General features: G+C 53.5%; 30 protein-coding genes. 14 read left to right on the top strand and 16 right to left on the bottom strand.

What is annotated here, in order from left to right; all coding sequences use genetic code 11:
* Positions 1–102 precede the first annotated feature (102 nt).
* A complete protein-coding gene (locus KGP22_RS10200) occupies positions 103–300 on the top strand; it encodes a hypothetical protein (RefSeq protein WP_023311615.1) in 198 nt (65 codons plus the stop codon).
* A 1-nt stretch (position 301) separates the two neighbouring features.
* The gene (locus tag KGP22_RS10195; RefSeq protein ID WP_223582179.1) at positions 302–1,090 is read left to right on the top strand and encodes a hypothetical protein; all 789 of its coding nucleotides are present in this window, start codon (positions 302–304) and stop codon (positions 1,088–1,090) included.
* A 67-nt stretch (positions 1,091–1,157) separates the two neighbouring features.
* Here KGP22_RS10195 and KGP22_RS10190 read toward each other — a convergent pair whose 3' ends face one another.
* Positions 1,158–1,559, bottom strand: a complete 402-nt coding sequence (locus KGP22_RS10190; protein WP_223582177.1) for a VOC family protein — start codon at positions 1,557–1,559, stop codon at positions 1,158–1,160.
* A 70-nt stretch (positions 1,560–1,629) separates the two neighbouring features.
* Complete coding sequence (locus KGP22_RS10185) at positions 1,630–1,968, bottom strand: winged helix-turn-helix transcriptional regulator (protein WP_115874985.1); 339 nt, start codon at positions 1,966–1,968, stop codon at positions 1,630–1,632.
* A gap of 90 nt (positions 1,969–2,058) precedes the next feature.
* Between KGP22_RS10185 and KGP22_RS10180 the strand changes: the two genes are divergently transcribed.
* A complete protein-coding gene (locus tag KGP22_RS10180) occupies positions 2,059–2,838 on the top strand; it encodes an SDR family oxidoreductase (protein WP_223582175.1) in 780 nt (259 codons plus the stop codon).
* Positions 2,839–2,887: 49 nt separating this feature from the next.
* Here KGP22_RS10180 and KGP22_RS10175 read toward each other — a convergent pair whose 3' ends face one another.
* Positions 2,888–3,466: a TetR/AcrR family transcriptional regulator gene (locus tag KGP22_RS10175; RefSeq protein WP_136194816.1), complete on the bottom strand. Its 579-nt coding sequence runs from the start codon at positions 3,464–3,466 to the stop codon at positions 2,888–2,890.
* A 103-nt stretch (positions 3,467–3,569) separates the two neighbouring features.
* Between KGP22_RS10175 and KGP22_RS10170 the strand changes: the two genes are divergently transcribed.
* Positions 3,570–4,037: a nuclear transport factor 2 family protein gene (locus tag KGP22_RS10170; RefSeq protein WP_111964691.1), complete on the top strand. Its 468-nt coding sequence runs from the start codon at positions 3,570–3,572 to the stop codon at positions 4,035–4,037.
* A gap of 39 nt (positions 4,038–4,076) precedes the next feature.
* Here KGP22_RS10170 and KGP22_RS10165 read toward each other — a convergent pair whose 3' ends face one another.
* The 3 genes from KGP22_RS10165 to KGP22_RS10155 form a co-directional block, all read right to left on the bottom strand.
* Positions 4,077–4,616: an ester cyclase gene (locus KGP22_RS10165; RefSeq protein ID WP_223582420.1), complete on the bottom strand. Its 540-nt coding sequence runs from the start codon at positions 4,614–4,616 to the stop codon at positions 4,077–4,079.
* Between the two features lie 64 nt (positions 4,617–4,680).
* Positions 4,681–5,400 (bottom strand): SDR family oxidoreductase, encoded by a 720-nt coding sequence (locus KGP22_RS10160; RefSeq protein WP_223582173.1) that lies wholly within the window; start codon positions 5,398–5,400, stop codon positions 4,681–4,683.
* On the bottom strand, positions 5,397–6,512 hold the full coding sequence (locus tag KGP22_RS10155) for an alkene reductase (RefSeq protein WP_223582171.1): 1,116 nt from the start codon (positions 6,510–6,512) through the stop codon (positions 5,397–5,399). Before KGP22_RS10155 ends, KGP22_RS10160 begins: the two co-directional genes overlap by 4 nt.
* A 99-nt stretch (positions 6,513–6,611) precedes the next feature.
* Here KGP22_RS10155 and KGP22_RS10150 point away from each other — a divergent pair, with 99 nt between their 5' ends.
* From KGP22_RS10150 to KGP22_RS10125, 6 genes are all read left to right on the top strand, one after another.
* Positions 6,612–7,523: a LysR family transcriptional regulator gene (locus tag KGP22_RS10150; RefSeq protein WP_223582169.1), complete on the top strand. Its 912-nt coding sequence runs from the start codon at positions 6,612–6,614 to the stop codon at positions 7,521–7,523.
* 133 nt (positions 7,524–7,656) lie between these two features.
* Complete coding sequence (locus KGP22_RS10145; RefSeq protein WP_223582167.1) at positions 7,657–8,271, top strand: TetR/AcrR family transcriptional regulator; 615 nt, start codon at positions 7,657–7,659, stop codon at positions 8,269–8,271.
* Positions 8,272–8,345: 74 nt separating this feature from the next.
* A complete protein-coding gene (locus KGP22_RS10140; protein WP_223582164.1) occupies positions 8,346–9,455 on the top strand; it encodes an efflux RND transporter periplasmic adaptor subunit in 1,110 nt (369 codons plus the stop codon).
* On the top strand, positions 9,452–12,541 hold the full coding sequence (locus KGP22_RS10135) for an efflux RND transporter permease subunit (RefSeq protein ID WP_223582162.1): 3,090 nt from the start codon (positions 9,452–9,454) through the stop codon (positions 12,539–12,541). Before KGP22_RS10140 ends, KGP22_RS10135 begins: the two co-directional genes overlap by 4 nt.
* A 34-nt stretch (positions 12,542–12,575) precedes the next feature.
* A complete protein-coding gene (locus KGP22_RS10130; protein WP_223582161.1) occupies positions 12,576–13,169 on the top strand; it encodes a TetR/AcrR family transcriptional regulator in 594 nt (197 codons plus the stop codon).
* A gap of 74 nt (positions 13,170–13,243) precedes the next feature.
* Positions 13,244–13,843: an NAD(P)H-dependent oxidoreductase gene (locus tag KGP22_RS10125; RefSeq protein WP_111964700.1), complete on the top strand. Its 600-nt coding sequence runs from the start codon at positions 13,244–13,246 to the stop codon at positions 13,841–13,843.
* A 114-nt stretch (positions 13,844–13,957) separates the two neighbouring features.
* On the opposite strand, the gene KGP22_RS10120 is transcribed toward KGP22_RS10125, so the two are convergent.
* Positions 13,958–14,260, bottom strand: a complete 303-nt coding sequence (locus KGP22_RS10120) for a hypothetical protein (protein WP_032651739.1) — start codon at positions 14,258–14,260, stop codon at positions 13,958–13,960.
* Positions 14,261–14,660: 400 nt separating this feature from the next.
* Here KGP22_RS10120 and KGP22_RS10115 point away from each other — a divergent pair, with 400 nt between their 5' ends.
* Positions 14,661–15,203, top strand: coding sequence for a cysteine hydrolase family protein (locus KGP22_RS10115; RefSeq protein ID WP_223582159.1), 543 nt, complete (start codon positions 14,661–14,663; stop codon positions 15,201–15,203).
* Between the two features lie 65 nt (positions 15,204–15,268).
* Here the strand turns inward: KGP22_RS10115 and KGP22_RS10110 are convergent, their stop codons facing one another.
* The 5 genes from KGP22_RS10110 to KGP22_RS10090 all read right to left on the bottom strand — a co-directional run bounded on the left by KGP22_RS10110 (position 15,269) and on the right by KGP22_RS10090 (position 18,991).
* On the bottom strand, positions 15,269–15,745 hold the full coding sequence (locus KGP22_RS10110; RefSeq protein WP_223582157.1) for a WbuC family cupin fold metalloprotein: 477 nt from the start codon (positions 15,743–15,745) through the stop codon (positions 15,269–15,271).
* A 140-nt stretch (positions 15,746–15,885) separates the two neighbouring features.
* Positions 15,886–16,563, bottom strand: a complete 678-nt coding sequence (locus tag KGP22_RS10105) for a DUF1963 domain-containing protein (RefSeq protein WP_149366831.1) — start codon at positions 16,561–16,563, stop codon at positions 15,886–15,888.
* Positions 16,564–16,678: 115 nt separating this feature from the next.
* A complete protein-coding gene (locus KGP22_RS10100) occupies positions 16,679–18,217 on the bottom strand; it encodes an IS66 family transposase (RefSeq protein WP_223579781.1) in 1,539 nt (512 codons plus the stop codon).
* A gap of 49 nt (positions 18,218–18,266) precedes the next feature.
* Positions 18,267–18,614: an IS66 family insertion sequence element accessory protein TnpB gene (gene tnpB / locus KGP22_RS10095; RefSeq protein ID WP_073001021.1), complete on the bottom strand. Its 348-nt coding sequence runs from the start codon at positions 18,612–18,614 to the stop codon at positions 18,267–18,269.
* Positions 18,611–18,991 (bottom strand): transposase, encoded by a 381-nt coding sequence (locus KGP22_RS10090; protein WP_073001090.1) that lies wholly within the window; start codon positions 18,989–18,991, stop codon positions 18,611–18,613. Before KGP22_RS10090 ends, tnpB begins: the two co-directional genes overlap by 4 nt.
* 272 nt (positions 18,992–19,263) lie before the next feature.
* On the opposite strand from KGP22_RS10090, the gene KGP22_RS10085 reads away from it, so the two are divergent.
* A complete protein-coding gene (locus KGP22_RS10085) occupies positions 19,264–19,734 on the top strand; it encodes a hypothetical protein (protein WP_149366830.1) in 471 nt (156 codons plus the stop codon).
* Positions 19,735–19,781: 47 nt separating this feature from the next.
* Here KGP22_RS10085 and KGP22_RS10080 read toward each other — a convergent pair whose 3' ends face one another.
* Both KGP22_RS10080 and KGP22_RS10075 read right to left on the bottom strand, forming a co-directional pair.
* On the bottom strand, positions 19,782–20,705 hold the full coding sequence (locus KGP22_RS10080) for a LysR substrate-binding domain-containing protein (protein WP_127730698.1): 924 nt from the start codon (positions 20,703–20,705) through the stop codon (positions 19,782–19,784).
* A gap of 24 nt (positions 20,706–20,729) precedes the next feature.
* A complete protein-coding gene (locus KGP22_RS10075) occupies positions 20,730–21,266 on the bottom strand; it encodes a MarR family transcriptional regulator (RefSeq protein WP_223582155.1) in 537 nt (178 codons plus the stop codon).
* Positions 21,267–21,396: 130 nt separating this feature from the next.
* Between KGP22_RS10075 and KGP22_RS10070 the strand changes: the two genes are divergently transcribed.
* Positions 21,397–22,557 (top strand): MFS transporter, encoded by a 1,161-nt coding sequence (locus KGP22_RS10070; RefSeq protein ID WP_223582154.1) that lies wholly within the window; start codon positions 21,397–21,399, stop codon positions 22,555–22,557.
* Between the two features lie 82 nt (positions 22,558–22,639).
* Positions 22,640–23,077: a VOC family protein gene (locus KGP22_RS10065; RefSeq protein ID WP_149366826.1), complete on the top strand. Its 438-nt coding sequence runs from the start codon at positions 22,640–22,642 to the stop codon at positions 23,075–23,077.
* Positions 23,078–23,196: 119 nt separating this feature from the next.
* Here the strand turns inward: KGP22_RS10065 and KGP22_RS10060 are convergent, their stop codons facing one another.
* Together KGP22_RS10060 and KGP22_RS10055 are read right to left on the bottom strand one after the other, a co-directional pair.
* Positions 23,197–24,063 carry a hypothetical protein gene (locus KGP22_RS10060; protein ID WP_223582153.1) on the bottom strand — a complete coding sequence of 289 codons (867 nt, stop codon included), beginning with the start codon at positions 24,061–24,063 and terminating at the stop codon, positions 23,197–23,199.
* A 190-nt stretch (positions 24,064–24,253) separates the two neighbouring features.
* Positions 24,254–25,108, bottom strand: coding sequence for an ETEC_3214 domain-containing protein (locus KGP22_RS10055; RefSeq protein WP_223582152.1), 855 nt, complete (start codon positions 25,106–25,108; stop codon positions 24,254–24,256).
* Positions 25,109–25,171 lie beyond the last annotated feature (63 nt).

Raw genomic sequence — 25,171 nt, 5'->3', positions numbered from 1 at the left:
TAAGGCGTAGCCGCCACCCGGCTTTCACTTTCAGGTTATCCTTAAGGCAAATTCAGCGGCCATCTTCCAGGCTTATCCTTTTTATTCATAAGGATGCCTGACATGAAACGTTTCTTTCTCTCCCTTTTCTCCAGCCCGGAATCCTTACTGCAGGTGATGAGCCAGCAGGAAATTATTGAAGCCGTCGAAGATGGCGACCGCATCATTATCGACCAGGACGGAAACGCCTCCGTGAACTACAAAAGCAACGAGGTGCGGCAGGATTTTCTGCGTCACGTCAACATGCTGAAGAGGGCCTGATATGGGAACGGCGATATTTATGGTGCTGATGGTCTGCGGGTACTGGTACACCAGCCGCGACCTGTCGACCCGCTTTAAAATCAAGCGTTCCTTTGGCTGGGACGTCTATTTTCTTGTGGCGCTGTACGGCTGTATTTTCGTTCTGCAGGGGGTGATTGCCACGAGTCTGCTCTGGCTGCTGCTACTCGCCCTTTCCGCCGCCAATAACGCTTTTCACTTTGCCTCACCGAAATATACCGACTGGCAAATCGACTTTATGAACTGGAGTTTTTTAGGCATTCAGGCGCCGGTGGTCGTGATGCTGGCGTTCGCCATCCTGTTTTGCCTCTACCGCTCTAACTGGGCGGGCAGCGCCAGGCTGGACGGCGAAAGCCGGAAAAAGCTCTACAAACGGCTTGCGCAGGCGAGCGGGATTGAACAACTGCTCTATCAGTGTATGGAACAAGGCGAGCTGGCGCAGGTCACGCTCCGCTCGAGACGGATTTACATCGGCATGATCCACACCGCGACTCTTGAATATGAAAAAACGGCCAATATCGTGCTGATCCCGATGTTGAGCGGGTACCGGGATGCGAAGACGATGAACCTGCGCATCGAGAATAATTACAGCAGGTGGTATGCGGAGCATGACATTACGCTCGACTCGGAACCCCGCAGCGCCATGTCATTCCGCAAGGTGATTTTACTCAATCAGATTGAGAGCATCTCGCTGTTCGATCCCGCCAGCGCCAGCGCGCTGTCGCTGGCACAGCGGGACGAGGGCTCTGGCCCTAAAGAGACATCCCCATAATTTTGAGTACGCTCTGCTGGGAAGCGTACAGGACAAAAGGCGAATGACACATCATTTGCGGTGGTATTCACGGTTGCGCAGTCTGATAAAGATCCCAGCGGTTGCCGTAAATATCTTCAAACACCACCACCGTACCGTACTCTTCCTCACGAGGTTCTTCGCAGAAATGAACGCCTTTTGCCTTCATGGCATGGTAATCGCGCCAAAAATCATCAGTCTGAAGGAACAGGAAAACTCTGCCGCCGCATTGATTACCGATAAAACCTTCCTGCCTCTCGTTAGACGCACGAGCCAGCAAAATATTACAGTCGCTTTCCGGGTTGGGTGAGACGACTACCCAGCGTTTCCCCGGTTGCGGCGTATCCTCTACAAGGGTAAACCCCAGCTTATCTGTGTAGTACTCAATGGCGCGATCGTAGTCATCAACCACAATAGCTACGCAGCCAAGGCATCGTTTCTGTGTTCTCATTTTTTTCGTTTCCTTTGCACAAATGGGTTACGGATAACGCTATTCCATTGAAGCGTGCTGACCGCCAGGCTTACAGGCTTGCGTAAGCCTCACGTTTTTCTGCCCATTTCAGCATGGCATCAAGCGCCGGACATAATGCCTGCCCCCAATCGGTGAGGCGATACTCTACTTTCGGTGGCACTTGAGGGTAAACCATCCGCGAAACGATACCGTCGGACTCGAGTTGTCGAAGTTGCTGCGCCAGCATCTTTTGGGAAATACCGGGGATCAATTTTTCGAAATCAGAATAGCGCTGCACTTTTCCGTCGAAAAGATGAAAAAGAATAATTAATTTCCAGCGCCCTTCCAGCAACCGTAATACTTGCTCCACGCCGCTTGCGGCAGATTCCGGACTATATAACTTACTCATAATTTAGTAACTCACTTTTTCGTGCGTACTTGTCAATTACTCAGTCTATGTTGAATATACCTGTACTGTAAATAATGGGAGCGAAAGTCCATGTCATTAGATATTGATTTTAAAGGCAAGCGCGTGCTTGTTACCGCTGGCACGAAAGGGCTCGGCAAAGCAGTCGTCGGACTTTTAAAACAACTCGGTGCAACGGTATTTACCACGGCGCGCCACGATCCAGACGTAAATATCGCGGATACTTTCGTAGCCGCTGATCTTACTACGGTCGCTGGATGTGCCTCAGTCGCATCCGCAGTGCAGGAACAGATGGGAGGTGTCGACGTAATTATCCATGTTGCAGGCGGTTCAACCTCACCCGGTGGCGGTTTTGCTGCACTTGGCGAAGACGAGTGGCAGCAGGAGCTCAATCTTAATTTGTTACCTGCAGTACGCTTAGATCGCGCCCTGCTTCCCGGAATGCTTGAGCAGGGAAATGGGGTGATTATTCACGTGACGTCTATCCAGCGCGAACTGCCTTTACCGGATTCAACAACGGGTTATGCAACGGCTAAGGCAGCCCTCTCAACCTACAGTAAAAGTCTTTCAAAGGAAGTCTCGCCGAAAGGTGTTCGGGTGGTGCGCGTTGCCCCCGGCTGGATCGAAACTGAAGCGGCGGTGGCACTTGCGGAGAGACTGGCAAAGCAAGCAGGAACAGACTACGAAGGTGGCAAACAGATCATTATGAAGGCGTTAGGTGGAATACCGCTCGGACGCCCTGCCCGCCCGATTGAGGTTGCCAACCTCATCGTCTTCCTCGCTTCATCGCATGCTGCGAGTATCACAGGTACTGAATTTGTGATTGATGGCGGCACCATTCCAACAGTGTAACGCGGATGCTTAATCGACTTGGTGCAAGAGTTGATTAAGCACCGGAATCTCACTGGCCGGTCAGTTCCGCTAAGACCCTTTTTAACGCATTTATTATCGTTTCTGTATCCATGCCCATTTGCGCATGAATAATTGCGCCGTCAATGAGCAACATGATTTCATTGACGACGCGCTCATCAGCAATCTTCGTCAGCAACGCAATAATCTTCTTTGTTTCGATTTTATGATCGCGGCAAATCTCTTTTATTTCGCTTTCAATCTCTTCGGATTTGGCTTCCGCGCTGGCGTTAATAAACGCGCAGCCGTGGAACTCGGGCGAAATAAACCATTCATAAAGGGTTGCCGATAGAGCGTCCGCAGGCGTCTGGCCTTCAACGAGATGTCGACGAAGCGTGGCCTCAAACCAGTTAATCCATATTTCATGTCGATAGTGTAAATAGGCGAGAATAAGCAAGCTCTTACTCGGAAAATGGCGATAAAACGTCACCTTAGTCACTTTCGATGCTTTAATCAGCGTGTCCACCCCCGTCGCCCTGAAGCCAGTGGAATAAAAAAGATCGTGCGCCGTGAGTAATATTTTATCTCTGACGCTGATTTTTGTCTCGTTACCTGCGGGTTCGGTTTTCATTTTTTCGACAGCCTCAAAAAGAGTGTTGACAGCGTTATTTTTCAGGCATAGATTACCGCAAGTAGACAGACCTGTCTACATAAATCACACTGAGGTAATCGCCATGAACACTCGTCCTCCTTTACCGCCCTTCACTCGTGAAAGCGCCATCGAAAAAGTCAGGCTGGCAGAAGATGGCTGGAACAGCCGCGATCCGGCGAAAGTCGCGCTTGCCTATACGCTGGACACCCAATGGCGTAACCGCGCCGAGTTCGCCACCAACCGTGAAGAAGCCCAGGCGTTTCTGGAGCGGAAATGGAAAAAAGAGCTTGAATATCGTCTGATTAAAGAGCTCTGGGCATTTACGGATAACCGGATCGCGGTGCGCTATGCCTATGAATGGCATGATGATTCCGGCAACTGGTTCCGCTCTTACGGCAATGAAAACTGGGAGTTCGAGCCGGACGGCCTGATGAAGCGCCGCTTTGCCTGCGTAAACGATATGCCGATAAAAGAATCCGAGCGGCTGTTCCACTGGCCGCTGGGCAGACGCCCGGACGATCACCCTTCGCTGAGCGATCTTGGCTTATAGGGTTTTCGCATCACTCCGGGCCACCCCGGAGTGGTGACTTTACAGCGCGCCGAGCTGTTTCATCAGCGTCAGGTTGTCCTCAATGTGCCAGTTTGCCGCAATCTTACCGTCAGCGACTTCATAAATATCGGTGGCGATAAAATCTATTTTCTGCCCCTGTCCTTTCAGCTTGCCAAATGTCCCGGTGAAGGTGCCGTGAAAATGTAGATGCGAAACCACGCGATCGCCTGAAATAATCATTTGCTCAACGTCACAACGCAAATCAGGCACGGCTGTCCGAAACGCCCTGGAAGCTAGAATAGCGCCCTCGGGACCTTGCTTACGTCCTTCCGGGGGCGTTTTATCAATAAAGTTAACTGCCAGGGCATCACGCGCCAGAGTTTCATTACCGGTGTTCCAGAACGTGGCATATTTTCTGGCAGCAGCTTCATTCGCCTTTAATTGTGCCTTTGACAGACTGTTGTCCACAATAAGCTGTTTCGGCTGCAGCCATTTCCCCTGCGAGGAAATAGCATTGCCCGACAGACCAGCAAAAATAAGCGCCGCGATAGCGGGACGAAAACACGTCGTATATTTCATGTTGTTTCTCAATAGAGTATTACGCCACCCGCAGACGATGCCCTGCGGATCAAATTAATGAGGGTCAGTTAATTAACGCCCCGCCCTCAATATCAATAATCGATCCCGTGACAAAGGGATTATCAATGGCGAAAAGATACCCCTGCGCGATGTCCTCCGCCCTTCCCCAGGCCTTGGCTGGCAGGGTTTCCGCCGCGCCGACGAGCATTTTTTCCCGCGCGGCGGCGTCCATCCCCGCATACGCTTCCGTGTCGGTCAGCCCCGGACTGACGACGTTGACGCGCAGCGGTGAAAGCTCTTTCGCCAGCACTTTTGTCGCAGCCTCAATGGCGGCATTCATCGTTGTTTTTACGATGGCGCCCGCCACGGTGCGGCGCGCCACGAAACCGCTGGTGAACGTCAACGTACCGCGGGGGGCAATATTCCCGCTGAGATAGCGAGCGACATTGAGGCTTCCCCAGAATTTTGTATCAAAGGCCTGCCTTGCCGCACGGAGATCCAGTCCGGAAAGCAACCCGCCCGGCGCCTGTGAACCCGCCGTGACGACAATATTATTGACCTCGCCCAGCGTTTCACCGAGCGCAACAAGCTCTTCCTCACGGCTGATGTCCAGCACGAGGGTGTGAACGGACGCGGCGTGGGCGCTCAGCCGCTGTCGCGCGGCGTCCAGTTTTGCGCCGTCGCGTCCCGCAAGAATAATCTCCTCACCGCGCCCGGCAAGCAGGCTGCCCAAGGCGAAACCGATGCCGGAACCGCCGCCGATAATTAAAGTTTTACGGGTCATAATGTTTCCTCCTGTAGAGCGTACGTTGGGTAATCGGTGTATCCCGTGCCGGTACCGCCAAACAGCGTGGCGGGGTCGCGCACCTGGGCAAGAGGCAGCTGGTTTGCCAGCCGGTGGGGCAAATCGGGGTTGGCAATAAACGGTCGGCCGAAGGCAATCAAATCGGCATAGCCGGCAGCAAGGATCTTTTCTGCTTTATCAAGGTCATAGTTACCCGCGACGATAAGAGTTCCGCTAAAGGTCTCGCGAAGGGACTGACGGAAACGCTCGGGTACCTGAGGGGCATCATCCCAGTCGGCTTCCGCCAGGTGGATGAATGCAATATCTTTTTGTTCACACCAGGCCGCAAGCGCAAGTATGGCCTCCGAAACCTGCGGGTCGTTCATCCCGCGCTGGGTAATAAATGGGGAAAGGCGGATGCCCGTGCGCTCGTGACCAATGGCCTCGGCAATGGCGCTTAACACCTCCTGGGCAAAACGGATGCGGTTCACCAGCGTACCGCCGTACTCATCCGTGCGTTTATTGGAGGTTTGGCGCAGGAACTGGTCTATCAGATACCCGTTTCCGCCGTGGACCTCGACACCATCAAACCCGGCCTGAACGGCATTCAAAGCGGCCTGGCGATAGTCCGCGACGATGTTCTGAATGTCCTTGCGCGAGAGTGTTCTCGGCTGCGGGCAGTCAACCATCTGGCCTTCCCCACGCTCATTCACCACCCACACCTGCGCATCCGGGGCCAGCGCTGACGGGGCGACGGGCTGACCATCCTGGTGAAAACTGGCGTGCGACATTCGCCCGACGTGCCAGAGTTGCGAAAAAATCACTCCGCCCGCCTGATGCACGGCGCCCGTCGTGAGTTGCCATCCCGAAACCTGTTCAGGCGAATGGATGCCGGGTGTCCATGAGTATCCCTGGCCCTGAGGCGAAATCTGCGTGGCTTCCGTGATGATTAATCCCGCGCTGGCACGCTGCCGGTAATACTCTGCCATCAGCGCGGAGGGGATATTTCCCGGCTGAAGGGAGCGTGCGCGGGTCATCGGCGCCATGACGATACGATTTTTCAGGTCCAGCGAACCCAGCCTGTAGCGTTCAAAAAGTGAGGTACGTTGCATGATTTTATCCCTTATGGTTTGGATAAAATCACTTTACAGCCGGCATCTGATTTTGATAATTACGCTAAAAGCAGATGCACTTTTCGGAAAATATGAATAATGGGCAAACTCGAAGACATGGCTTTACTGGTGGAAGTTGCCGAGGCCGGAAGTCTTTCCGCCGCCGGACGACGCCTGTCGCTTTCCCCCGCTACCATGACGGCCAGGCTGAAGGCGATTGAGGAGCGTTACCAGACGCGCCTGTTTCACCGCTCAACGCGATCCCTCACCCTGACCCGCGCCGGGGAAGAGTTTTACCATGCCGCGCTGCGCGTGCTGGAAGAGATGCATCATGCCGAGTCGTTACTGACGCAAAAAGAGGGCGTGCTCAGCGGCAATATTCGCCTTTCCGCGCCCTCGGATTTTGGCAGACAGTATCTTAGCCCCGCCGTCATTGATTTTTCCCGGCGCCATCCTGACGTTAAATTTTTCATTTCGTTAAGAGAACACGTTGAGGATCTGGTCGCTAACCGGCTGGATATGAGCGTGCGTTTTGGCAACCTGCCGGACAGCAGTCTTGTTGTCAGAAACATCCGCCCGAACCGTCGGGTGCTGGTTGCCTCCGGGGCGTATCTTAACGACCACGGCGTCCCCGCCACGTTTGCCGATTTAGCCCGGCACCGGTGCCTGGCGCTGGAATCGCAGGGCGTGGTGATGAATGAATGGCGCTTTGAAACTAATGGTGAGGAAAGCATTGTTCGCGTTGAGCCCGCCATGGTGTGCGACGACGGAGCATTGCTTCGTCAGTGGGCGCTCAGCGGAGCGGGCATCGCGGGGAAATCGTGGTGGGACGTCAAAGACGACGTTGAAACCGGAAGGCTCACGGTGCTGTTTGCCGACAGCTTCACCGGGTTTAGCCGATACGATCGCAAAGATGTCGGGCTGCAGCTTGTTTACCCCCAGTGCAAACTGCAGCCGCTTCAGGTAACGGCGTTTAGCCAGTTTTTTCTCGACTGGCTTAAAAAACATTAACGTAAAAAACAGTGATACACTTACTCCACCTAGCCGATTGTCCCGTCTTTACGGCGTAAGGTAGCACAACTGTAACCAAAATACAAAATGGTCACTCGTTGCCAACCATGGCCCGTCACGCTAAGCTTACATAATGACTAAAACTATGAACGCCCCATCAATACGTGGTCCACTTGACCATTCTGTCAGAGAGCAAATCGTCGAAGCGGCCTTTGAGCACTTCGGTCACTACGGCTATGAAAAAACCACCGTCGCCGAACTGGCTAAATCCATTGGTTTTTCAAAATCCTACATTTATAAGTTCTTCGATTCCAAACAGGCTATTGGCGAAGTGATCTGCGCTAACCGCCTGGAGCTGATCATGGCGACAGTGCTTTCCGCCATTGAGGATGCGCCGTCAGCAAGCGAAAAACTCCGCCGTCTTTTCAAGGCGCTCACCGAGGCCGGAAGCGAGCTGTTTTTCCACGATCGTAAGCTTTACGACATCGCCGCCGTCGCCGCGCGCGAGCAGTGGCCGTCGACAGAGCGGTATGCAGAAAGTCTGATGAAGCTGATTGAGAGCATCATTATCGAAGGCAGGCAGGCCGGAGAGTTTGAAAGAAAAACGCCGCTGGATGAGGTCACTCAGGCTATCCACATGGTGATGTGTCCTTTTATTAATCCCGTTCAGCTGCAGTACAATCTCGAAATGGCTCCCACCGCGGCGGTGCTTCTCTCTTCACTCATTTTAAGAAGCCTTGCCCCCTAATCTGTGACCATTGACATTTTTAGTCACTAGTCAGAGAATGCGGAAACCGTCCTGTTACGTCGAAAAGGTTTCCCATGCTCAGGCTCACTTCAGCCCGCGTTGCCGTTTGTCTCCTGCCGTTTGCCCTGGTGGCATGCGGCGATATTTCCGCAAGTGACGATCCGCGTACAAAGCCACCGCTTGTCCGATCCGCATCCGTCGAGCTTGCGAACAATAGCGCCCGCGCCTTCACGGGCGTGGTGGTCGCAAGAACGCAAAGCGATTTAGGTTTCAGAGTTCAGGGCAAAATCCTTGAGCGACTGGTTGATACGGGCCAGACCGTCAAACAGGGTCAGCCCTTGCTGCGCCTGGATCCGGTTGACCTGAAATTACAGGCACAGGCGCAGCAGCGTGCGGTGGATGCGGCTCAGGCGCGCGCGCGAAAAGCCTCCAGCGATGAGGCGCGCTATCGCGGACTTGTGGCGTCCGGCGCCGTTTCTGCCTCGGAGTATGACCAGATCAAAGCGGCAGCCGATACGGCCAGGGCCGATCTCAGCGCCGCCCGCGCGCAGGCCAACGTGGCGCAAAACGCCACAGGATATGCCGTCCTGCTGGCGGATTCAGACGGCGTGGTCATGGAGACGCTCGCCGAGCCGGGTCAGGTCGTCAGTGCCGGACAGGTGACGATCAGGCTCGCCAGAGCGGGACAGCGTGAAGCGCTCGTGCAGCTTCCGGAAACATTGCGCCCTGCCGTCGGCAGCGAAGCGCAGGCCACGCTTTATGGCAATGAAAAACACCCGGTCACCGCAACGCTTCGCCTGCTGTCTGACTCGGCCGATGCCGCGACCCGCACGTATGAAGCCCGCTACGTGCTGGATGGCCTGCTGGCGAACGCGCCGCTGGGGGCGACCGTCACGCTGAACATTCAGGACAATAAAGCGGAAGGTCAGGTCATGCAGGTCCCGCTGGCTTCACTCTATGATGCAGGAAAAGGTCCCGGCGTCTGGCGCATTTCCGCCCAGCCGGCAAAGGTCGCATGGACGCCCGTCAAGGTGCTGAGCGTGGGTGAAGATGCCGTGCTGGTCACGGGCGGCGTGAAGCCCGGTGAGAAGATTGTTGCGCTAGGCGCACATCTTCTGCACGAAGGTGAGGTCGTCAGGCTCGCGAAACAACGCAATAACGCCCTGGCGGAGAACACGCCATGAGCAGAAGCCGCTTCAACCTGTCCGCGCTGGCCGTCCGCGAACGTTCCATCACGCTGTTTCTGATCGTTCTGGTCACGATTGCCGGAATTTACGCCTTCTTTGGGCTCGGGCGCGCGGAAGATCCGCCCTTCACGGTGAAGCAAATGACGGTGATAACCGTCTGGCCGGGTGCGACCGCGCAGGAGATCCAGGATCAGGTCGCGGAGCCGCTGGAAAAGCGCCTGCAGGAACTCAAATGGTATGACCGTACCGAAACTTATACCCGTCCCGGCATGGCATTCATCACGCTGTCGTTGCAGGACAAGACCCCGCCAGCCGAAGTGCAGGAGGAGTTCTATCAGGCGCGTAAAAAGCTTGGAGATGAATCGCAGCGTCTCCCGGCGGGCGTCATCGGCCCGATGATCAATGACGAATTCTCGGATGTCACCTTTGCTCTCTTTGCCCTGAAAGCAAAAGGCGAACCGCAGCGGCAGCTGGTACGCGATGCCGAAGGCCTGCGCCAGCAGCTTCTGCACGTTCCCGGCGTGAAGAAAGTGAACATTATCGGCGAACAGGCCGAGCGGATTTATGTCGCCTTCTCCCACGACCGTCTGGCGACGATAGGGCTCTCACCCCAGGATATTTTCAATGCCCTCAACAGCCAAAACGCGTTGACCGCGGCGGGTTCGATTGAGACCCGAGGAGCGCAGATTTTTATCCGCCTTGACGGCGCGTTCGATGAACTGCAGAAAATCCGCGATACGCCTTTTGTCGCTCAGGGCAAAACCCTCAAGCTGTCAGATGTGGCAACGGTTGAACGTGGCTACGAAGATCCCCCGACGATGCTGATACGCAATCAGCATGAACCCGCCCTTCTGCTGGGCATCGTAATGCGCGAAGGCTGGAACGGTCTGGCGCTGGGTAAAGCGCTGGATGCGGAAACGGCAAAAATTAATGATAGCCTGCCGCTTGGCATGTCCCTGACCAAAGTCACCGATCAGTCCGTCAATATTCGCTCGTCGGTCGATGAGTTTATGATCAAATTCTTTGTCGCACTGCTTGTGGTCATGGTGGTTTGTTTTGTCAGCATGGGCTGGCGCGTGGGGGTAGTCGTTGCGGCGGCGGTCCCGCTGACGCTGGCGGTCGTCTTCGTGGTGATGGAGGCCGCGGGAATAAACTTTGACCGCGTCACGCTGGGCTCCCTGATACTCGCCCTCGGCCTGCTGGTTGACGATGCCATTATCGCCATCGAAATGATGGTGGTGAAGATGGAGGAAGGTTACGACAGAATCAAAGCCTCAGCCTACGCCTGGAGCCATACCGCCGCGCCCATGCTGGCCGGAACCCTGGTGACGGCCATTGGCTTTATGCCGAATGGGTTTGCCCAGTCGACCGCCGGGGAATACACCAGCAATATGTTCTGGATTGTCGGCCTCGCCCTGATTGCATCGTGGTTTGTCGCGGTAGTGTTCACGCCCTATCTTGGGGTGAAGATCCTGCCGGCGATCCCCAAAGTAGAAGGGGGTCATGCCGCCATCTATAACACGCCTCGCTATAACCGTTTTCGCCAGCTGCTTGGCCGCGTTATCGCCAGAAAGTGGCGCGTGGCCGGGTCCGTGGTCGCCATTCTCATTCTGGCCGTGCTCGGCATGGGGCTGGTAAAAAAACAGTTTTTCCCGACCTCCGATCGCCCGGAAGTGCTGGTTGAAGTACAAATGCCCTACGGCACCTCGATTGCGCAAACCAGCGCCGCCACCGCAAAAATAGAAGCGTGGCTGGGCCAGCAGCCGGAAGCCAAAATCGTCACTGCCTATATTGGTCAGGGGTCGCCCCGTTTTTATCTGGCAATGGCGCCTGAACTGCCCGATCCCTCTTTTGCGAAAATCGTGATCCTGACGGACAGCGAGACGTCACGCGAGGCGCTCAAGTTCAGGCTCAGGGAGGCCGTCGCCAGCGGTCTTGTGCCCGAAGCCCGCGTGCGGGTGACGCAGCTGGTATTCGGCCCTTACTCGCCCTTCCCGGTTGCCTGGCGCGTGTCGGGCCCGGATGTCGAACAGGTGCATGACATCGCTGATAAGGTGAAAGCCGTGCTCCAGGCAAGCCCGATGATGCGAACCGTCAACACCGACTGGGGGTCACGCGTTCCCGTCCTGCATTTCACTCTCGATCAAAACCGCCTGCAGGCGACCGGCTTAACCTCCAGCGCCGTTGCCGATCAGCTTCAGTTTCTGCTTTCAGGCGTGCCAGTCACCTCCGTGCGGGAAGATATTCGATCGGTAGACGTCATTGCCCGCGCGGCGGGCGATATCCGTCTTGACCCGGCAAAAATCGAAGGCTTTACCCTGGTCGGCAATGCGGGACAGCGCGTGCCGCTGTCTCAAATCGGCAAGATAGAGGTCGGCATGGAAGACCCGGTCCTTCGCCGTCGCGATCGCACCCCGACAATTACCGTGCGGGGCGATATTGCCGACAATCTTCAGCCACCGGACGTGTCGGTCGCCATCATGAAGCAGCTCCAGCCGATCGTTGATGCGCTGCCGGCCGGATACCGTATTGACATGGCGGGTTCGATTGAGGAATCGGGCAAAGCGACGCAGGCGATGTTACCGCTGTTCCCGATCATGATAGCCCTGACGCTGCTGATCATCATTTTGCAGGTGCGCTCACTCTCCGCGATGGTGATGGTGTTCTTAACCGCGCCGCTGGGGCTGATTGGCGTCGTGCCGACCCTGCTGATATTTAATCAGCCGTTTGGCATTAACGCGCTGGTCGGTCTGATCGCCCTCTCCGGCATTCTGATGCGCAATACGCTGATTCTGATCGGTCAAATCGATCATAACCAGAAGGACGGCCTCGATCCGTTCCAGGCGGTGGTTGAAGCGACTGTCCAGCGCGCACGCCCGGTCTTACTGACCGCCATGGCGGCCGTGCTGGCGTTCATTCCCCTGACGCATTCGGTATTCTGGGGCACGCTGGCCTGGACGTTGATCGGCGGAACGCTGGGCGGGACGATTATTACGCTCGTCTTCCTGCCCGCGATGTATGCGATCTGGTTTCGGATCCGCCCCGCGGAACAACGCGTGCAGCACGTTGCTGAAAACGTGTAAACTACCATGAGTAGATAACATTTCTGAGGAAAGCATGGTTGTTAAGCGCTTAAGAAAAGAGGATCGCCGCGTGCAGCTGCTGGAGGTTGCGCGAGGGATCGTGCGTCAGCAAGGCACGGAGGCGCTGACGCTTGGCTACCTGGCCGAGCGGGCCAACGTGACCAAACCTATCCCCTACGACCACTTTGGCGATCGTGAAGGGTTGCTGATGGCGCTGTACAAGGATTATAGCGATCGGCAGCTGGCGAAATTCCGCGAGACGCTGGCGGTCGACAGCAAAACGCTGGAGAAGACGATCCGCTTTTTCAGTGCCGCCTATATCGACTGCGCCATTACTGCCGGGCCTGAAACCGGGCCAATCGCCGCGGCGCTGTCCGGTTCTCGCGCGCTGCAGACGTTTCGGGAAGCATGCGTGGCCGAATGTGCCGACTGCCTGCGCACCGCGCTTTCCCCTTTTATCGTCTTAAAAGGCGTTCAGGGGGAAGCGGTACTGACGGCTATTATTGGCGCGGCGGAGGCGCTCAGCACCGCGGCGGGCAACGGCGTGCTCGCCCGGAACGTGGCGGAAGATACGCTCAGCGGCGCTATGACCGGGGTGCTGGAGACCTACGCGAATAGCACAAAATGATCGCCGGGGGCGGATTGACACCTAAGTTACCAATAGTAATATAGGCGTTACTTCTCCCCCATCTGGAGGTCGCTATGTCTGCAACACATGCCATTAAAAACGCGCTGATCGTGACGGCACACCCGATCGACAATTCGTTATCCCATACGCTGGCAGCCCGTATTGCCGGGAAATTACGCGAGGAAGGTACGCAGGTTGAGTTCGCCGATCTGCATGCTGAAGGGTTTAATCCGGCGATGACCCGCGCCGATCTCGATTTGTATCACGGCAATCCGAGCGCCCTCCCCGACGATATTCTGCGCGAGCAGCAGCGCGTCGAGCGCGCGGATATGCTGGTATTCGTCTTCCCGGTGTACTGGTGGTCGGTTCCCGCGCTGTTGAAAGGCTGGTTCGATCGCGTGTTAACCCTGAACTGGGCGTATAAGGTGGCCGAAGACGGCCGGATTGTGGGCAACTTAAGGGATGTTCCCGTCCGCCTGATTGCCACTGGCGGTAGCGATCTGACCGGATTTGATAAACACGGCTATTCGACGGCGATTCAGACGCAGATTATCGAAGGCGTGTTTGGCTTCTGCGGGTTGAAGAACGTCAAGCTCGATATCCTTTACCAGGCAGACACGGCGACGCCCGAGCAGGTTGACGAATTCCTGAGCGAGATCGGCAACCTAAAATAATATCGGCTATCCAGCCAGCAACGGCGTGCCTCCTTCGCCATAAGGAGGCACGAGTTCTCGATGTTACTAACCGTCAGGGATCCTGCTGGCAAACCGGAACTCTCTTTCTTGTGATTATTCAAAAAATAACGAGAAAAGGCCAATCGTCATCACTACACTCATAATCACCTGAATCAAGATAATAAAAAAAGCGATCCCACCCAATACCGTGATTTTTCGACGCAGAATGAAAGTTATGCCGGAAAGTACAGCACTGAACAGAATGGCTTTTAGTATATAGGAAAGCGGCACCATGGCCGGGTGACCGGTCTGCACTCCAGCAAGCCCAATGAGACCCAGTAGAAAATTACCGCAAATTCCCCATCCCCAGAAAGTCATCGGTAAGCTCATCTGTCCCGCGACTAATCTTTTCAACATATGCACATCCTTTTTGTGATTTTTTATCGAAACACAACGGTTTTTATCCAGTCTCTCGCACAGTTGGATTGTGCAATAAGTCGAGCCGACAAATACGCAACTACCAAATATGCTGATATGATTTTGTTCATCTTTACATGCATATTGATGGTATTGAAAAGAACTATCGGCAGCAAATTTTTAAAGTTTAACGGCTCGTCCGGATATGATTTAAAAGATATATCAGCGAAGGTCATAACATGTTTACGTCAGTTCAGCCAACAACCATCCTCACCACCACCGGAACCTTCGGCGGTGCGAGCGTATCTGTAGTGAACGACTGACAAACAGAACCTCAATCCCCGCCGACATGGACGGGGAAATCTCTCTCCGTTCACCACCCTCTGAATGGAGAAAGAAAATGGTTTCATCTGACAGTGCTCTCTTGATTATCGACATGCAGCAGGGCCTCTTTCGGGGCCCAGTTTCCCCCAGTTCCGCCGATGCCGTTCTGGCCAATATCCGTCTGTTAATCACCAACGCGCGACACGCTCAGGCGCCCGTCTTTTTTGCCCGCCATATTGGACCAGATGATTCACCGCTCTCAGAAAATGGGCCGTTAACACAGCTCATACCCGAGCTGGACGTCCAGGAGCAGGATATGGTTTTCACCAAGCGCTATCCCAGCTGTTTTCGGGATACGGTATTGCTGCGAGAACTTAATCAGAGAGGCATCAAACAGCTGGTCATTGCCGGGATGAAAACAGAGTTTTGTGTCGATACGACCTGCCGGGCCGCACCGGGGCTGGTTTTCAGGACGGTATTGATTTCAGATGCGCATACCACAATGGATAATGACTATTTATCCGCCAGCGATATTATCGCCCATCACAACAGCACGCTGTCAGGCCCGTTTGTGACGCTGTCGACTGCTCGTGACTGGCTTTTTAGTACGGTGAGTTGACTCAGGTGATCGCTTACCTCATTACCCGGCTCGCCTTTCCGCGCGCCGGGCACATAAGAGAATAATTACAGGGTGAAACCACCGTCACCCACCTGTGCCTGAGCGTACCATTTCATCAGCTTCCCGGTGCCGGGCTCGTTTTCTGCAGGTGACCATGGGGCGGTATCGTGCTCGGGCACGGGCTGATAACCCCCGTGCTTAACCTCAAAAATGACGCCGCCTTTATCCAGCGACAGCACGGCATGCCAGATACCGGCATCCATCTCCAGCACCTTGCACTCTTCGCCTAATACGACGCGCCGGGTCACGCTACCGCTGTCATCAAAGTTCAGCACCAGAAAGCGACCGCTCAGCGCCGTCAGCAGTTCAAAGGTGTGTGGATGGCGATGGGGACGAACATAGGTGCCGGGCTCCATTGCAATGGCCAGGCGCTGCACCGGGTCGCTAAGCTCAGGATGTAAATTGCGATGCGCGCGTAAGCGAGGGGAATTAGCCGCCTGCTCGCTTTGCTGCTGCAGGTCACTGAAAGTAATCTGTTTCATATACGCCTTTAGTTATGTGGGCTGTCTGCGGCAACCCGGTTGCCGCAGGACGTTATACCATCCTGAACGGTCGAGGAGCGATGGGATTTGTGAAACAAATCACTGCCGGGCGAGTGGTCGATCCCCCGGCAGGAAGCTCATCAGTAGAACTGACATGAAAACCGCCATTCCCCTTCTGATGACCGGTGAAAGTAACCGATACCGTTATCCGCCCACATCCAGTTTACTTTTTCTTCGGACCCAACCTGAAAAACAAACTCTTCGATTCCCACACCGTGTTGTATCTCAGTCGGAAATCCCCCTACCTTGGTTCCCCTGTAGCGATTGAAATCTTCAAAAAAACTCTCACTGGCCTGCTCATCATCATTTACGCAAGAGAGATCAATAATATCCCAGGCATCTTCCCATCCAGGAGCATCGTCAATGACACTCAGCCATTGAACTGGAAACGGCCGATACGGCGTGTCCAATTCAGGCAATGGCTGAAGCCCTTCGAGGCTGGCATACTCGCGAATTAACCATCCTTCACCGTGCGGTTCGTCAAAGGGATGTTGTTCCACATTGTGAAACAACACCAGAAGGGCTATGCCCTTCAACTGGTCAGGAATAACAGGAAGCTCGTCGACCCTGATCTGAAGAAGTGGAAACATGGGTTTGCCCTTCCAGGTGGGTAATCCTTCATCTGCGCGAGAAACGCCCTTCAGAAACCATGACGTAATGGGGTCTTCAGGCGGCCGGAACCCACCGACCTGCGCGACCGATGCGGGTCTTAGCCTGGTCCGGAGTTCTTCTAAAACTGACGCACTCTCTAATCTCATGTCTGCTCGCCTCTGTAGACGGTTGTCGGACAGATATTCTGCTGATCATTGTAAGTTAATCATCACATCTGGAGAATCGTAAGCGTCCAGCGAGAACCGTATTGACGGGGATGTGTTATTCAGTTGGCAGTGCGACGCGCCAGGGGAGTAGTTCGCTGACCCGGTTTATCGGCCAGTCAGCAATGACGTCAAGGACATAACGGAGGTAGCTTTCTGGCTCCACGCCGTTCAGTTTGCACGTTCCGATCAGGCTGTACAGCAGCGCTCCCCGCTCACCACCATGGTCAGAGCCGAAGAACAGGAAGTTTTTACGACCCAGACTGACCGTCCGCAGGGCATTTTCAGCGATGTTGTTGTCTGCTTCGGCCCAGCCATCGTCCGCATAGTACGTCAGTGCCGGCCACTGGTTAAGTGCGTACGCGAACGCTTTTGTCAGTTCTGAGTGTCGCGACAGAGTCTTCATCTTTTCACGCAACCAGCTTTCCAGGGATCTCAACAGCGGTTTCGTTTTTCGCTGACGTTCAGCAAGCCGCTGCTCTGACGGCATTCCCCTTATATCCGCCTCTATGGCGTACAACTGACCGATCTGCCTCAGGGCTTCTTCCGTCAGGGCTGACGGGGTGCGGATGTGCACATCGTGGATCTTTCGGCGGGCATGAGCCCAGCAGGCGGCTTCCGTTATCCGGCCATTGCGGTACAGCTCGTTGAACCCGGCGTACGCATCTGCCTGCAACACACCGCTGAAGCCGGCAAGATGGGTCTGCGGATGGATGCCTTTTCTGTCCGGGCTGTAAGCGAACCACGCGGCAGGTGCCAGCTCTGACCCGGCATTGCGGTCATCACGAACATACGTCCACAACCGCCCGGTCTTCGTCTTCTTATTGCCCGGCAACAGCACCGGGACGGGCGTGTCATCGGCGTGGAGCTTGCCGTCAGTCAGCACATAGTTCCGAAGTGCCTCTTCCAGCGGTGACAGCAGCCGGCAACATGCATCCACCCAGCCCGACAGCAGTGAGCGACTCAGCTCCACACCCTGGCGGCCGTATATTTCAGACTGGCGATACAGCGGGGTGTGCTCTGCATACTTAGAGGTTAGTACGCGGGCCAGCAACCCCGGTCCTGCTATACCCCGTTCGATGGGCCGCGAAGGCGCGGGGGCCTGCACAATGGCATCGCACTGAGTACAGGCGTGTTTTTCGCGTACAGTCCGGATAACCCGGAAGGCACTGCGCATCATCTCCAGCTGTTCGGCGGCATCCTCACCCAGATAACTCAGCAAGCCACCACACTCCGGGCAGCAGGGTTCTGCGGGTAATAGCCGTTTTTCATCGCGGGGAAGTGATTCGGGGAACGGTCTGCGGGTGCGGGTCTGACGCAGCGGGCGCTGCACGGCCGGATCATCCACCCGCCCCGTCAGCGTATCGCTTTCTTTCTGAAGCCGGTTCAAGTCAGCTTCCATCTGTGCGATACGGCGGGATACCTTTTCGGAACGACTGCCGAAGTTCATTCGGCGGAGTTTATCCAGCTGCGCCTGCAGATGGTCTATTTCACGCTCCCGGTTGCTCAGCTTTTCCTGAAGGGCGTGGATCAACGCTTCCTGTTCGGCCAGGCGCTGTTTTAGCAGAAGGATATCGTCAGAAGAGGTGTCATTCATAGGCCCGTATTTTACCAGGCTTATTCTGCGACAACCAGGATAAAGAGGCCTACAGCATGGTCAGGGATGTCAGCAGCCGCTTTGGCTGTCTCCAGTCGATACCTTCCATCAGCATTGCCAGCTGCGCCGGTGTCAGGAACACTTTGCCATCGCGAGCTGACGGCCAGGCGAAGCGCCCGCGCTCCAGCCGTTTGGTCAGCAGGCACAGCCCGTCACCGGTAGACCACAGCAGTTTGATCTGACTGCCGCTTCGGCCCCGGAAGATGAAGACATGCCCGGACATCGGATCGTCTTTCAGCGTCATCTGCACCTTTGCGGCGAGGCCATTGAAGCCGTTACGCATGTCGGTGATACCGGCAACCAGCCAGATTTTGGTGCCTGTTGGTAACGGGATCACCGTTTGAGCTCCTGTATCAGCACGGTCAGGAGCTTTTCGCTGACAGTACCGTTGAGGCGGAGCGTTCCGTGCCGGAACGTTACCTCACAGCTGATACTGAGGGTTTCCGGGTCCTCTGCGAGTGGCTCTGACTGTACGGCAGCTGCATCGAGAGTCACAGGAAGTAGCTGAGGACTCTCTGAAGAAGGTAATAGCAGCTTTCCCTCACGCCATTGTTGACGCCATTTGAACAACAGATTGGCGTTAATGCCATTTTGAAGCGCCAGCTTTGAGATGGATATCCCGGGTTCGCAGGAGGCAGCAACGAGCTGCTGTTTAAACTCAGGAGAATAATTAGGGCAGCCTTTACGCCTGCCGGGAGTCATATTTTTCTGCATATCTGACACTTTGGTTCCCACTACTTATTTGGTGGACACCACTTTGTCGGATGCTTCAGATTATGACCAGACGGTTCACGCTGTACGCTTACGGAGAATCTCATTGAATAATAAAACCTATGTTGAGTAAAACTCACATTAATTCCCACTATTTCTCGTTTTTCAAACGTAATCTCATTGAAATACCATCCCTTCATTCCCGGTCTCTTCCTGACCTGGAACAGAGAGCGAAACTCAAATAATAAATACACCTGCATGCATATGGAGTACGTATGACACTCGATGTTTTATTTCATCTAATGAAAATGATCTCACCTGAAAAAAACATCGCGGGTGAAAATATTCATGCGTTAATAACGTTACTTTCGTCAGAAAACGATAGCGCTGAGATGCTTTCGCCCTTTATTCATCGACTGCATCTTCTGTCTTTCGCCCAAAGCAATCCGGGTAACGCTGAAGAGTTGCTCTCTGCGCATTTACCCAAAGACGACGGGATCCTTCCGCTGCTTGACTTTGCGGACTGGCCAAGGGTGCATTACGCCGCGTCAGGCGAAGTTCAGACGGCTGAATCTGAGGAGTACTTCCGTGAAATGACATCGGCTGCCAATCTGTTACGCTCTGCGCTGATCGACGCTGAACGCGCAAAGGGAACGCCTGCGCTTTATATACTGGATAAATTACTCAACCTGAACAGCGCCCTGCCGGATAGATATAAAAAGATGGCAAATATCCCCTACGCATAAACACGTTCAATATGCGGAATATCTCGCAATTAATATTCCGCTATTTATTAAACCCGCTTTTCATTGAAATCAAGACAGACGATATCCAAAGAAGGCACCACAGGCGCATTAAGGTTAAGCCAGGCCAGCAACCGTTCAATGCTCTCTCCTCTGAGCGAATTTTTGGGCCAGACAAGATAGTAGCCGTCACCGGTTGCGATGGCTTCCCTGAAGGGCAATGCGAGCAGCCCGCTTTTCAGGGCTTCAAGCGTGAGTCGAAGATCGGCTATAGCAACACCATGTCCGTGCATGGCCGCAAGGCTTCCCTGCTCCAGGGTGTCGAACACGATCCCGCCGCTCATGTCGAGTCCGGGGAATAAGCCCGTCCTTTTAAGCCAGCGTCGCCAGTCTCGTCGGTCCGGTGAGGGGTGGATAAGCTCGCACTGGGCAAGCTGATGCCGCGCAGACTCCAGCAAAGACGGGGTACAAACCGGAATAAGCCATTCACTGAAGAGCAGCCTGCTTTCTGTTGACTCGCCGAAATAGCCATTACCGAGGAGGATCGCACAATCGTAAGGTTCCCGGCTGAAGTCAACCGTGTCGAAGTCCATCCAGACGCTGGCAATTTCGATTTTCGGCTTCGCATGGTTCTCGCGAAAAGATTTAAGCACATTCAGAAGCCATCGCATCGTCAGGGAGCTTGGTGCTTTGAGTCGCAGAAGGTGGTTTTCACTTTTAAATGCGCGACAGGCCCACTCAATATTCGAGAAACTCTCGCTAAGCTGACCGGCCAGAATACGCCCGGCGTCGCTGACCTCCACTCTCGGCCCCTGTCGTTTAAACAGCTCGCAGTCGAACCACATTTCAAGCGTCTGGACATGCCTGCTGACCGCTCCCGGCGTGATATTCAGGACTTCAGCCGCTTTACTGAAGGAGTTCAGCCGTGCGGCAACTTCAAACGCGCGCAGCGCATACAGTGGCGGTAAAGACATACGTTCCCTTTCTGTAAGGTGTAATCATGCAGTTTTTGTATTATCGGCACACGGTGACGTTTCATCCCATTCCTCAGCCGGAAACGCCAGCAGCAATTCCCTCAGCAGGGACTCAAGCTGCGCGCGTTGCGCCTCAGAGAGGTTTCTTAGCAGAGCATTTTGCGTCTGTGTATGCACGAGCAGCGCCTGTTCGATACGAGCCTGCCCGCGCGGCGTCAGGCTGACGAGCGAGCTGCGCTTGTCATCGGGATCGGCAATCCGCGTGATAAGCCCTTGTTGTTCAAGACGGTTGAGCCGGTTCGTTATCGCCCCTGAGGTGATCAACAGCGATGTATACAGCTGCGTGGGCGAAAGGCAGTACGGCTCCCCGGCGCGACGCAGCGTGGCGAGCACGTCAAACTCGCCCTCGCGAAAGCCAAACTGCGCCATCGCCTCCGCCCATTCTTTTCCAAGATGCTTCATCAGCCGGAGCATTCGGCCAAAAATTTTCATCGACGAGGCGTCCAGCTCCGGCATGGCGCGGCCCCACTGGCCGACGACGAAATCTACATGGTCTTTCATTTTCACCTCTAATGGGGTGGGTATTTATCCTGTTGTGCGGTACATCTTACGCAAAAACACATTTTATCTTAACGTTAAGATAAATGCTCGCGGCGATTTGCCCGGGCAATTCACACCCGAAAAGGATTCCATGTTGAAACGCACATCGCCATTACTCTTCGCCATTATCGTTTTTATCGTCGGGCTGAACCTTCGCCCCATTCTGGCCTCGGTTGGACCACTGTTCTCCGTGCTGCAGCGCGAAGCGGGGCTGACCGCGACGCAATTTAGCCTGCAGACCACCCTGCCGGTGGCGATGATGGGACTCGCCGCCCTGTGTGGTCCCTGGCTTTTGGCCACACTCGGAGCAATCAGGGGAATTATGCTCGGGCTCTTCATCCTTCTTGCGGCCTGTTTGTTACGCGGGTTTAGCGCTTCACCGGCGAATCTTATGGGCACCGCGTTACTCGGCGGGGCCAGCATCGGCACTATCCAGGCGTTAATGCCTGCCCTGGTAAAAAAGGAGTATACGCAAACGGCCAGCACGATAATGTCGCTATTCAGCACGGGCATTATGGCCGGTGCGGCTGTCGCCGCCGCCAGCGCTGAGCCGTTGTTTTCATGGCTAACGCTGAAGCCCGCGCTGGCAATGGCAGGGCTGTTAGCGCTGCTGGCGCTGATGCTCTGGATAACGCTGGTGAAGCATCCTGGCGGGGAAAAAACAGCCCACGAAACCGTTACGCTCTCGTCCTCCCGTACGGCACTACTGTTGCTCTTTTTCGGCGTGGGAACAGGAGCCTATACGCTGGTACTGGCCTGGCTGCCCCCGCTCTATATTCAGGCGGGATGGACCGCACGCAGCAGCGGCTACATGCTGGCCTGGCTGACGTTAACCGAGGTTGTCGCCGGGTTTGTCGTCTCCGCGCTGATTGGTAAATTCCCCGATCGCCGCGTGCCGCTGATCGCCGTATTGTTGCTGCTGCTGGCGGGATTACTGTGCCTGGTCTTTTCGCCGGGTACAACGCCCGTCTTATCCACGCTGCTGCTTGGCACTGGGATCGGCGCCCTCTTCCCGCTGTCGCTTATCGTCACGTTCGATCATGCGCGAACGCCCGCGCAGGCCGGGAAGTTACTGTCTAAAGTTCAGGGAGGTGGATATATGATTGCCGCGCTTATGCCGTTAATTGCAGGGATCGTTCGCGACAGTTCGGTCTCGCTGACCAGCGCATGGTTAATCATGAGTGCGGGAGTCGTGCTGCTGATCGTCATCGCGCTGAATTTTAAACCCGTCATGGACGTTCAGGCACGGTGAATGCGATACCAGAATTGAGAGTCGTATTTCAGCCGATCGTGAGATAATTTCAGGGTGAATTTCACCTCATTCAGGAGTGGATATGTTGCAGACGTTACCGGGTATTAATGTCTTGTTCGTCGCCGGGTTCGGGCCCATATCGCGGGATACGGAGTCCAGCGCCGCGTTTTATGTCCAGACACTCGGCCTTCCGCTGAAGCCGATGGAGGGGAATAGCGAATATCTGCTCACTGAAGCGGGCCAGCTGGAAGGCGTGAAGCATTTTGCCGTCTGGCCGCTCGCACAGGCGGCTGCGTCCTGTTTTGGAGAAGAACAGTGGCTCACGGAGCACCCGATACCACAGGGATGGATTGAGTACGAAGTACAGGATCTGGACTCGGCTACCCGCGTTCTGAGCGAAAAAGGCTATCGGTTGCTGGTGGCTAACCGTATAGAGCCGTGGGGGCAAACCGTCACTCGCCTGCTCAGCCCGGAAGGTTTGCTTACCGGGCTGACGATTACGCCGTGGCTGCGGGGGTAATGGGGGTTTGCTTTGGGCGGATTTATTTAGGGGAATGTCTGCTTTGAGCAAGGAGCAGACATTATTAACTTCATTAGGTATGAATTAGCATTAGCAACTCAGCAGACGAATCATGGCGATCAGAATGACAAGGTCAGGTTTTCATTTTTCACGATAATTTTTTTGTTGTTGATAATCAGCAGAGAAGATGTTCCTACACCAGTAAATAGTGCGTCCCCTTTAAAGAAGGTCTGATCTTGTTTGCCGGTTAAATGTCTTGCCATTTCCAGATCGCTTCCTTTCAGAAGGATTGTCACATTGATTTTGCGCACGCCGATATACTTCATGCCTGCATCGCTAAGCACAGGCGCCATATCTGAAAGCATAAAAAATAGAACAAAAATTAAAACTAAAATTGATATAACGGTACTTCTTTTATCTTCTTTTTTTACCATTTTATCAATGCAAGTATAGATAATCAGTGTAATAAAAAATGCGGTGAATAGTAACGACAATAAAACAAACTTCCCATCAAACATTCCATTAGCGCCACCAATAAAAAGAATAACGCCACCCACAAAAGCAATAATTAAATGGGCATACAAAGCAACATAAACCCTCATTATCCTCCCCGCTTTGAGGGTTGCTTTCAGTTTTCCACGCCATTCTTTACGCTTTATTTTTTTATTGGGTGCAAGGAGTAAAATAAACATCGAGCAGTAATAAGAGGTTACAACCGACATTGAATACCATATTGCAAGAGAGAATGTAAGAAAAATTGAAAAAGAGATAATGACAAGAAGAAAAAATATGACATCAGAAAGTGATAATCCTGTAGGTAAGAAGCCAATTCTCATAGAGTAAATCATAAACACCACCACACCGCCCCCTATCAGGGAAAGGTAGATGTTTTTTGCTATGTTCATATTTAGAATGTTCTTTATAGAAATCACTTCCTGACTCCATTTATATGCCAAAGGTGTATAAAAATGAAAACTGTCGACCATCAGCAGATTCATGAACCCATTTGCTATGGATGAATACTTACAACTTACGCTCCTGTCACCATGCTGCTGAAGAAATGGATCGTGAGTCTGCTTCAAGCGAAAAGTGGACATCTGAACTGAATGGCTAATCTAATGATGATAGCCTACATTCAAGCGAAATAAAAAATTATACAATGTTTGATTACCACCACTAATCCTTATCTGGAATATCTCTCGCATCGTAATAATCAATCCCAAGTCTAAAGCTTAACTCAAGACCCTCGGGACCTCCGTTTATATCGCCTACACCAAATGTATTAGGAGCATTTTTGCTTCTGAACACTTCAACATCTTTTTTATTTGGAGAAAGCTCATCGTTATTATAAAAATCAGGGAGCGACTGCAACTCAACGTAATCAACGCCAGCAGGATTATAAGCGAGGTAAAAGTTTCTATAGTTACCAGGATTTCCTAAATAGTGCCCTTCTTCATATTGATAGAATTTCGAAGAATGGTCAAAATGCAAATAGTTAATATGATTTCCAAAGTCTTTAAACTTATGGCCAAGGGTTTTACCCAGATAAGGCACTTCAGGATGAAAGTCCTTATCCTTGCTGGTTACAGAATAGAGTATCACAGTATTCTTATTATCATAAACCACTTGTAGATAGAACTTCCTGAACGAGTAAATATACTCATTAACCTTGCCATCCTCAGAATGTTCTTCTTTCACAGGTGCGCCAAAAATTGATTCGATGTATTTTATCGATGCCCCGGTATAAATTACGTGGAGATTATCTTCCGCTTGTTTTTGGAAAAATTTATCTGCGATATTCTGATACAAGTCAAACACTGTATTTAGCGCTCCAAAGTATCCAGAAATGGCAAGAACACCGCTCAAAACAACAGCAATAAATGATTTTTTAAGTGTTTTTCCCGGGGTCATCAGTTTTAGTCGCTCATTCCATTTTTTTACTATTGTACGTATTGCTGACCATAAAGTAAAACAATGCGGCGTAAAAAAGCAATTATCAATGATGATTAAATTGAAACTTATCTTACGCATGATTTTAACTTTTAATATTAGAGCACCTTAAGTTGCTGGCACTGGCCTGCTTTTAGCAGTCAT

This window comes from Enterobacter sp. JBIWA005, assembly GCF_019968805.1.
GTDB classification, from domain to species: domain Bacteria; phylum Pseudomonadota; class Gammaproteobacteria; order Enterobacterales; family Enterobacteriaceae; genus Enterobacter; species Enterobacter vonholyi.
The sequence above is the reverse complement of the archived record's forward strand: the minus strand, read 5'-3'. Positions and strand labels throughout refer to the sequence as shown.

Excerpts from the sequence above, each read along its gene's own strand:
- KGP22_RS10200 (WP_023311615.1), top strand. The coding sequence starts at position 103 with ATGAAACGTTTCTTTCTCTCCCTTTTCTCCAGCCCGGAATCCTTACTG.
- KGP22_RS10195 (WP_223582179.1), top strand. The coding sequence starts at position 302 with ATGGGAACGGCGATATTTATGGTGCTGATGGTCTGCGGGTACTGGTAC.
- KGP22_RS10190 (WP_223582177.1), bottom strand. The coding sequence starts at position 1,559 with ATGAGAACACAGAAACGATGCCTTGGCTGCGTAGCTATTGTGGTTGAT.
- KGP22_RS10185 (WP_115874985.1), bottom strand. The coding sequence starts at position 1,968 with ATGAGTAAGTTATATAGTCCGGAATCTGCCGCAAGCGGCGTGGAGCAA.
- KGP22_RS10180 (WP_223582175.1), top strand. The coding sequence starts at position 2,059 with ATGTCATTAGATATTGATTTTAAAGGCAAGCGCGTGCTTGTTACCGCT.
- KGP22_RS10175 (WP_136194816.1), bottom strand. The coding sequence starts at position 3,466 with ATGAAAACCGAACCCGCAGGTAACGAGACAAAAATCAGCGTCAGAGAT.
- KGP22_RS10170 (WP_111964691.1), top strand. The coding sequence starts at position 3,570 with ATGAACACTCGTCCTCCTTTACCGCCCTTCACTCGTGAAAGCGCCATC.
- KGP22_RS10165 (WP_223582420.1), bottom strand. The coding sequence starts at position 4,616 with ATGAAATATACGACGTGTTTTCGTCCCGCTATCGCGGCGCTTATTTTT.
- KGP22_RS10160 (WP_223582173.1), bottom strand. The coding sequence starts at position 5,400 with ATGACCCGTAAAACTTTAATTATCGGCGGCGGTTCCGGCATCGGTTTC.
- KGP22_RS10155 (WP_223582171.1), bottom strand. The coding sequence starts at position 6,512 with ATGCAACGTACCTCACTTTTTGAACGCTACAGGCTGGGTTCGCTGGAC.
- KGP22_RS10150 (WP_223582169.1), top strand. The coding sequence starts at position 6,612 with ATGGGCAAACTCGAAGACATGGCTTTACTGGTGGAAGTTGCCGAGGCC.
- KGP22_RS10145 (WP_223582167.1), top strand. The coding sequence starts at position 7,657 with ATGACTAAAACTATGAACGCCCCATCAATACGTGGTCCACTTGACCAT.
- KGP22_RS10140 (WP_223582164.1), top strand. The coding sequence starts at position 8,346 with ATGCTCAGGCTCACTTCAGCCCGCGTTGCCGTTTGTCTCCTGCCGTTT.
- KGP22_RS10135 (WP_223582162.1), top strand. The coding sequence starts at position 9,452 with ATGAGCAGAAGCCGCTTCAACCTGTCCGCGCTGGCCGTCCGCGAACGT.
- KGP22_RS10130 (WP_223582161.1), top strand. The coding sequence starts at position 12,576 with ATGGTTGTTAAGCGCTTAAGAAAAGAGGATCGCCGCGTGCAGCTGCTG.
- KGP22_RS10125 (WP_111964700.1), top strand. The coding sequence starts at position 13,244 with ATGTCTGCAACACATGCCATTAAAAACGCGCTGATCGTGACGGCACAC.
- KGP22_RS10120 (WP_032651739.1), bottom strand. The coding sequence starts at position 14,260 with ATGTTGAAAAGATTAGTCGCGGGACAGATGAGCTTACCGATGACTTTC.
- KGP22_RS10115 (WP_223582159.1), top strand. The coding sequence starts at position 14,661 with ATGGTTTCATCTGACAGTGCTCTCTTGATTATCGACATGCAGCAGGGC.
- KGP22_RS10110 (WP_223582157.1), bottom strand. The coding sequence starts at position 15,745 with ATGAAACAGATTACTTTCAGTGACCTGCAGCAGCAAAGCGAGCAGGCG.
- KGP22_RS10105 (WP_149366831.1), bottom strand. The coding sequence starts at position 16,563 with ATGAGATTAGAGAGTGCGTCAGTTTTAGAAGAACTCCGGACCAGGCTA.
- KGP22_RS10100 (WP_223579781.1), bottom strand. The coding sequence starts at position 18,217 with ATGAATGACACCTCTTCTGACGATATCCTTCTGCTAAAACAGCGCCTG.
- KGP22_RS10090 (WP_073001090.1), bottom strand. The coding sequence starts at position 18,991 with ATGCAGAAAAATATGACTCCCGGCAGGCGTAAAGGCTGCCCTAATTAT.
- KGP22_RS10085 (WP_149366830.1), top strand. The coding sequence starts at position 19,264 with ATGACACTCGATGTTTTATTTCATCTAATGAAAATGATCTCACCTGAA.
- KGP22_RS10080 (WP_127730698.1), bottom strand. The coding sequence starts at position 20,705 with ATGTCTTTACCGCCACTGTATGCGCTGCGCGCGTTTGAAGTTGCCGCA.
- KGP22_RS10075 (WP_223582155.1), bottom strand. The coding sequence starts at position 21,266 with ATGAAAGACCATGTAGATTTCGTCGTCGGCCAGTGGGGCCGCGCCATG.
- KGP22_RS10070 (WP_223582154.1), top strand. The coding sequence starts at position 21,397 with ATGTTGAAACGCACATCGCCATTACTCTTCGCCATTATCGTTTTTATC.
- KGP22_RS10065 (WP_149366826.1), top strand. The coding sequence starts at position 22,640 with ATGTTGCAGACGTTACCGGGTATTAATGTCTTGTTCGTCGCCGGGTTC.
- KGP22_RS10060 (WP_223582153.1), bottom strand. The coding sequence starts at position 24,063 with ATGGTCGACAGTTTTCATTTTTATACACCTTTGGCATATAAATGGAGT.
- KGP22_RS10055 (WP_223582152.1), bottom strand. The coding sequence starts at position 25,108 with ATGCGTAAGATAAGTTTCAATTTAATCATCATTGATAATTGCTTTTTT.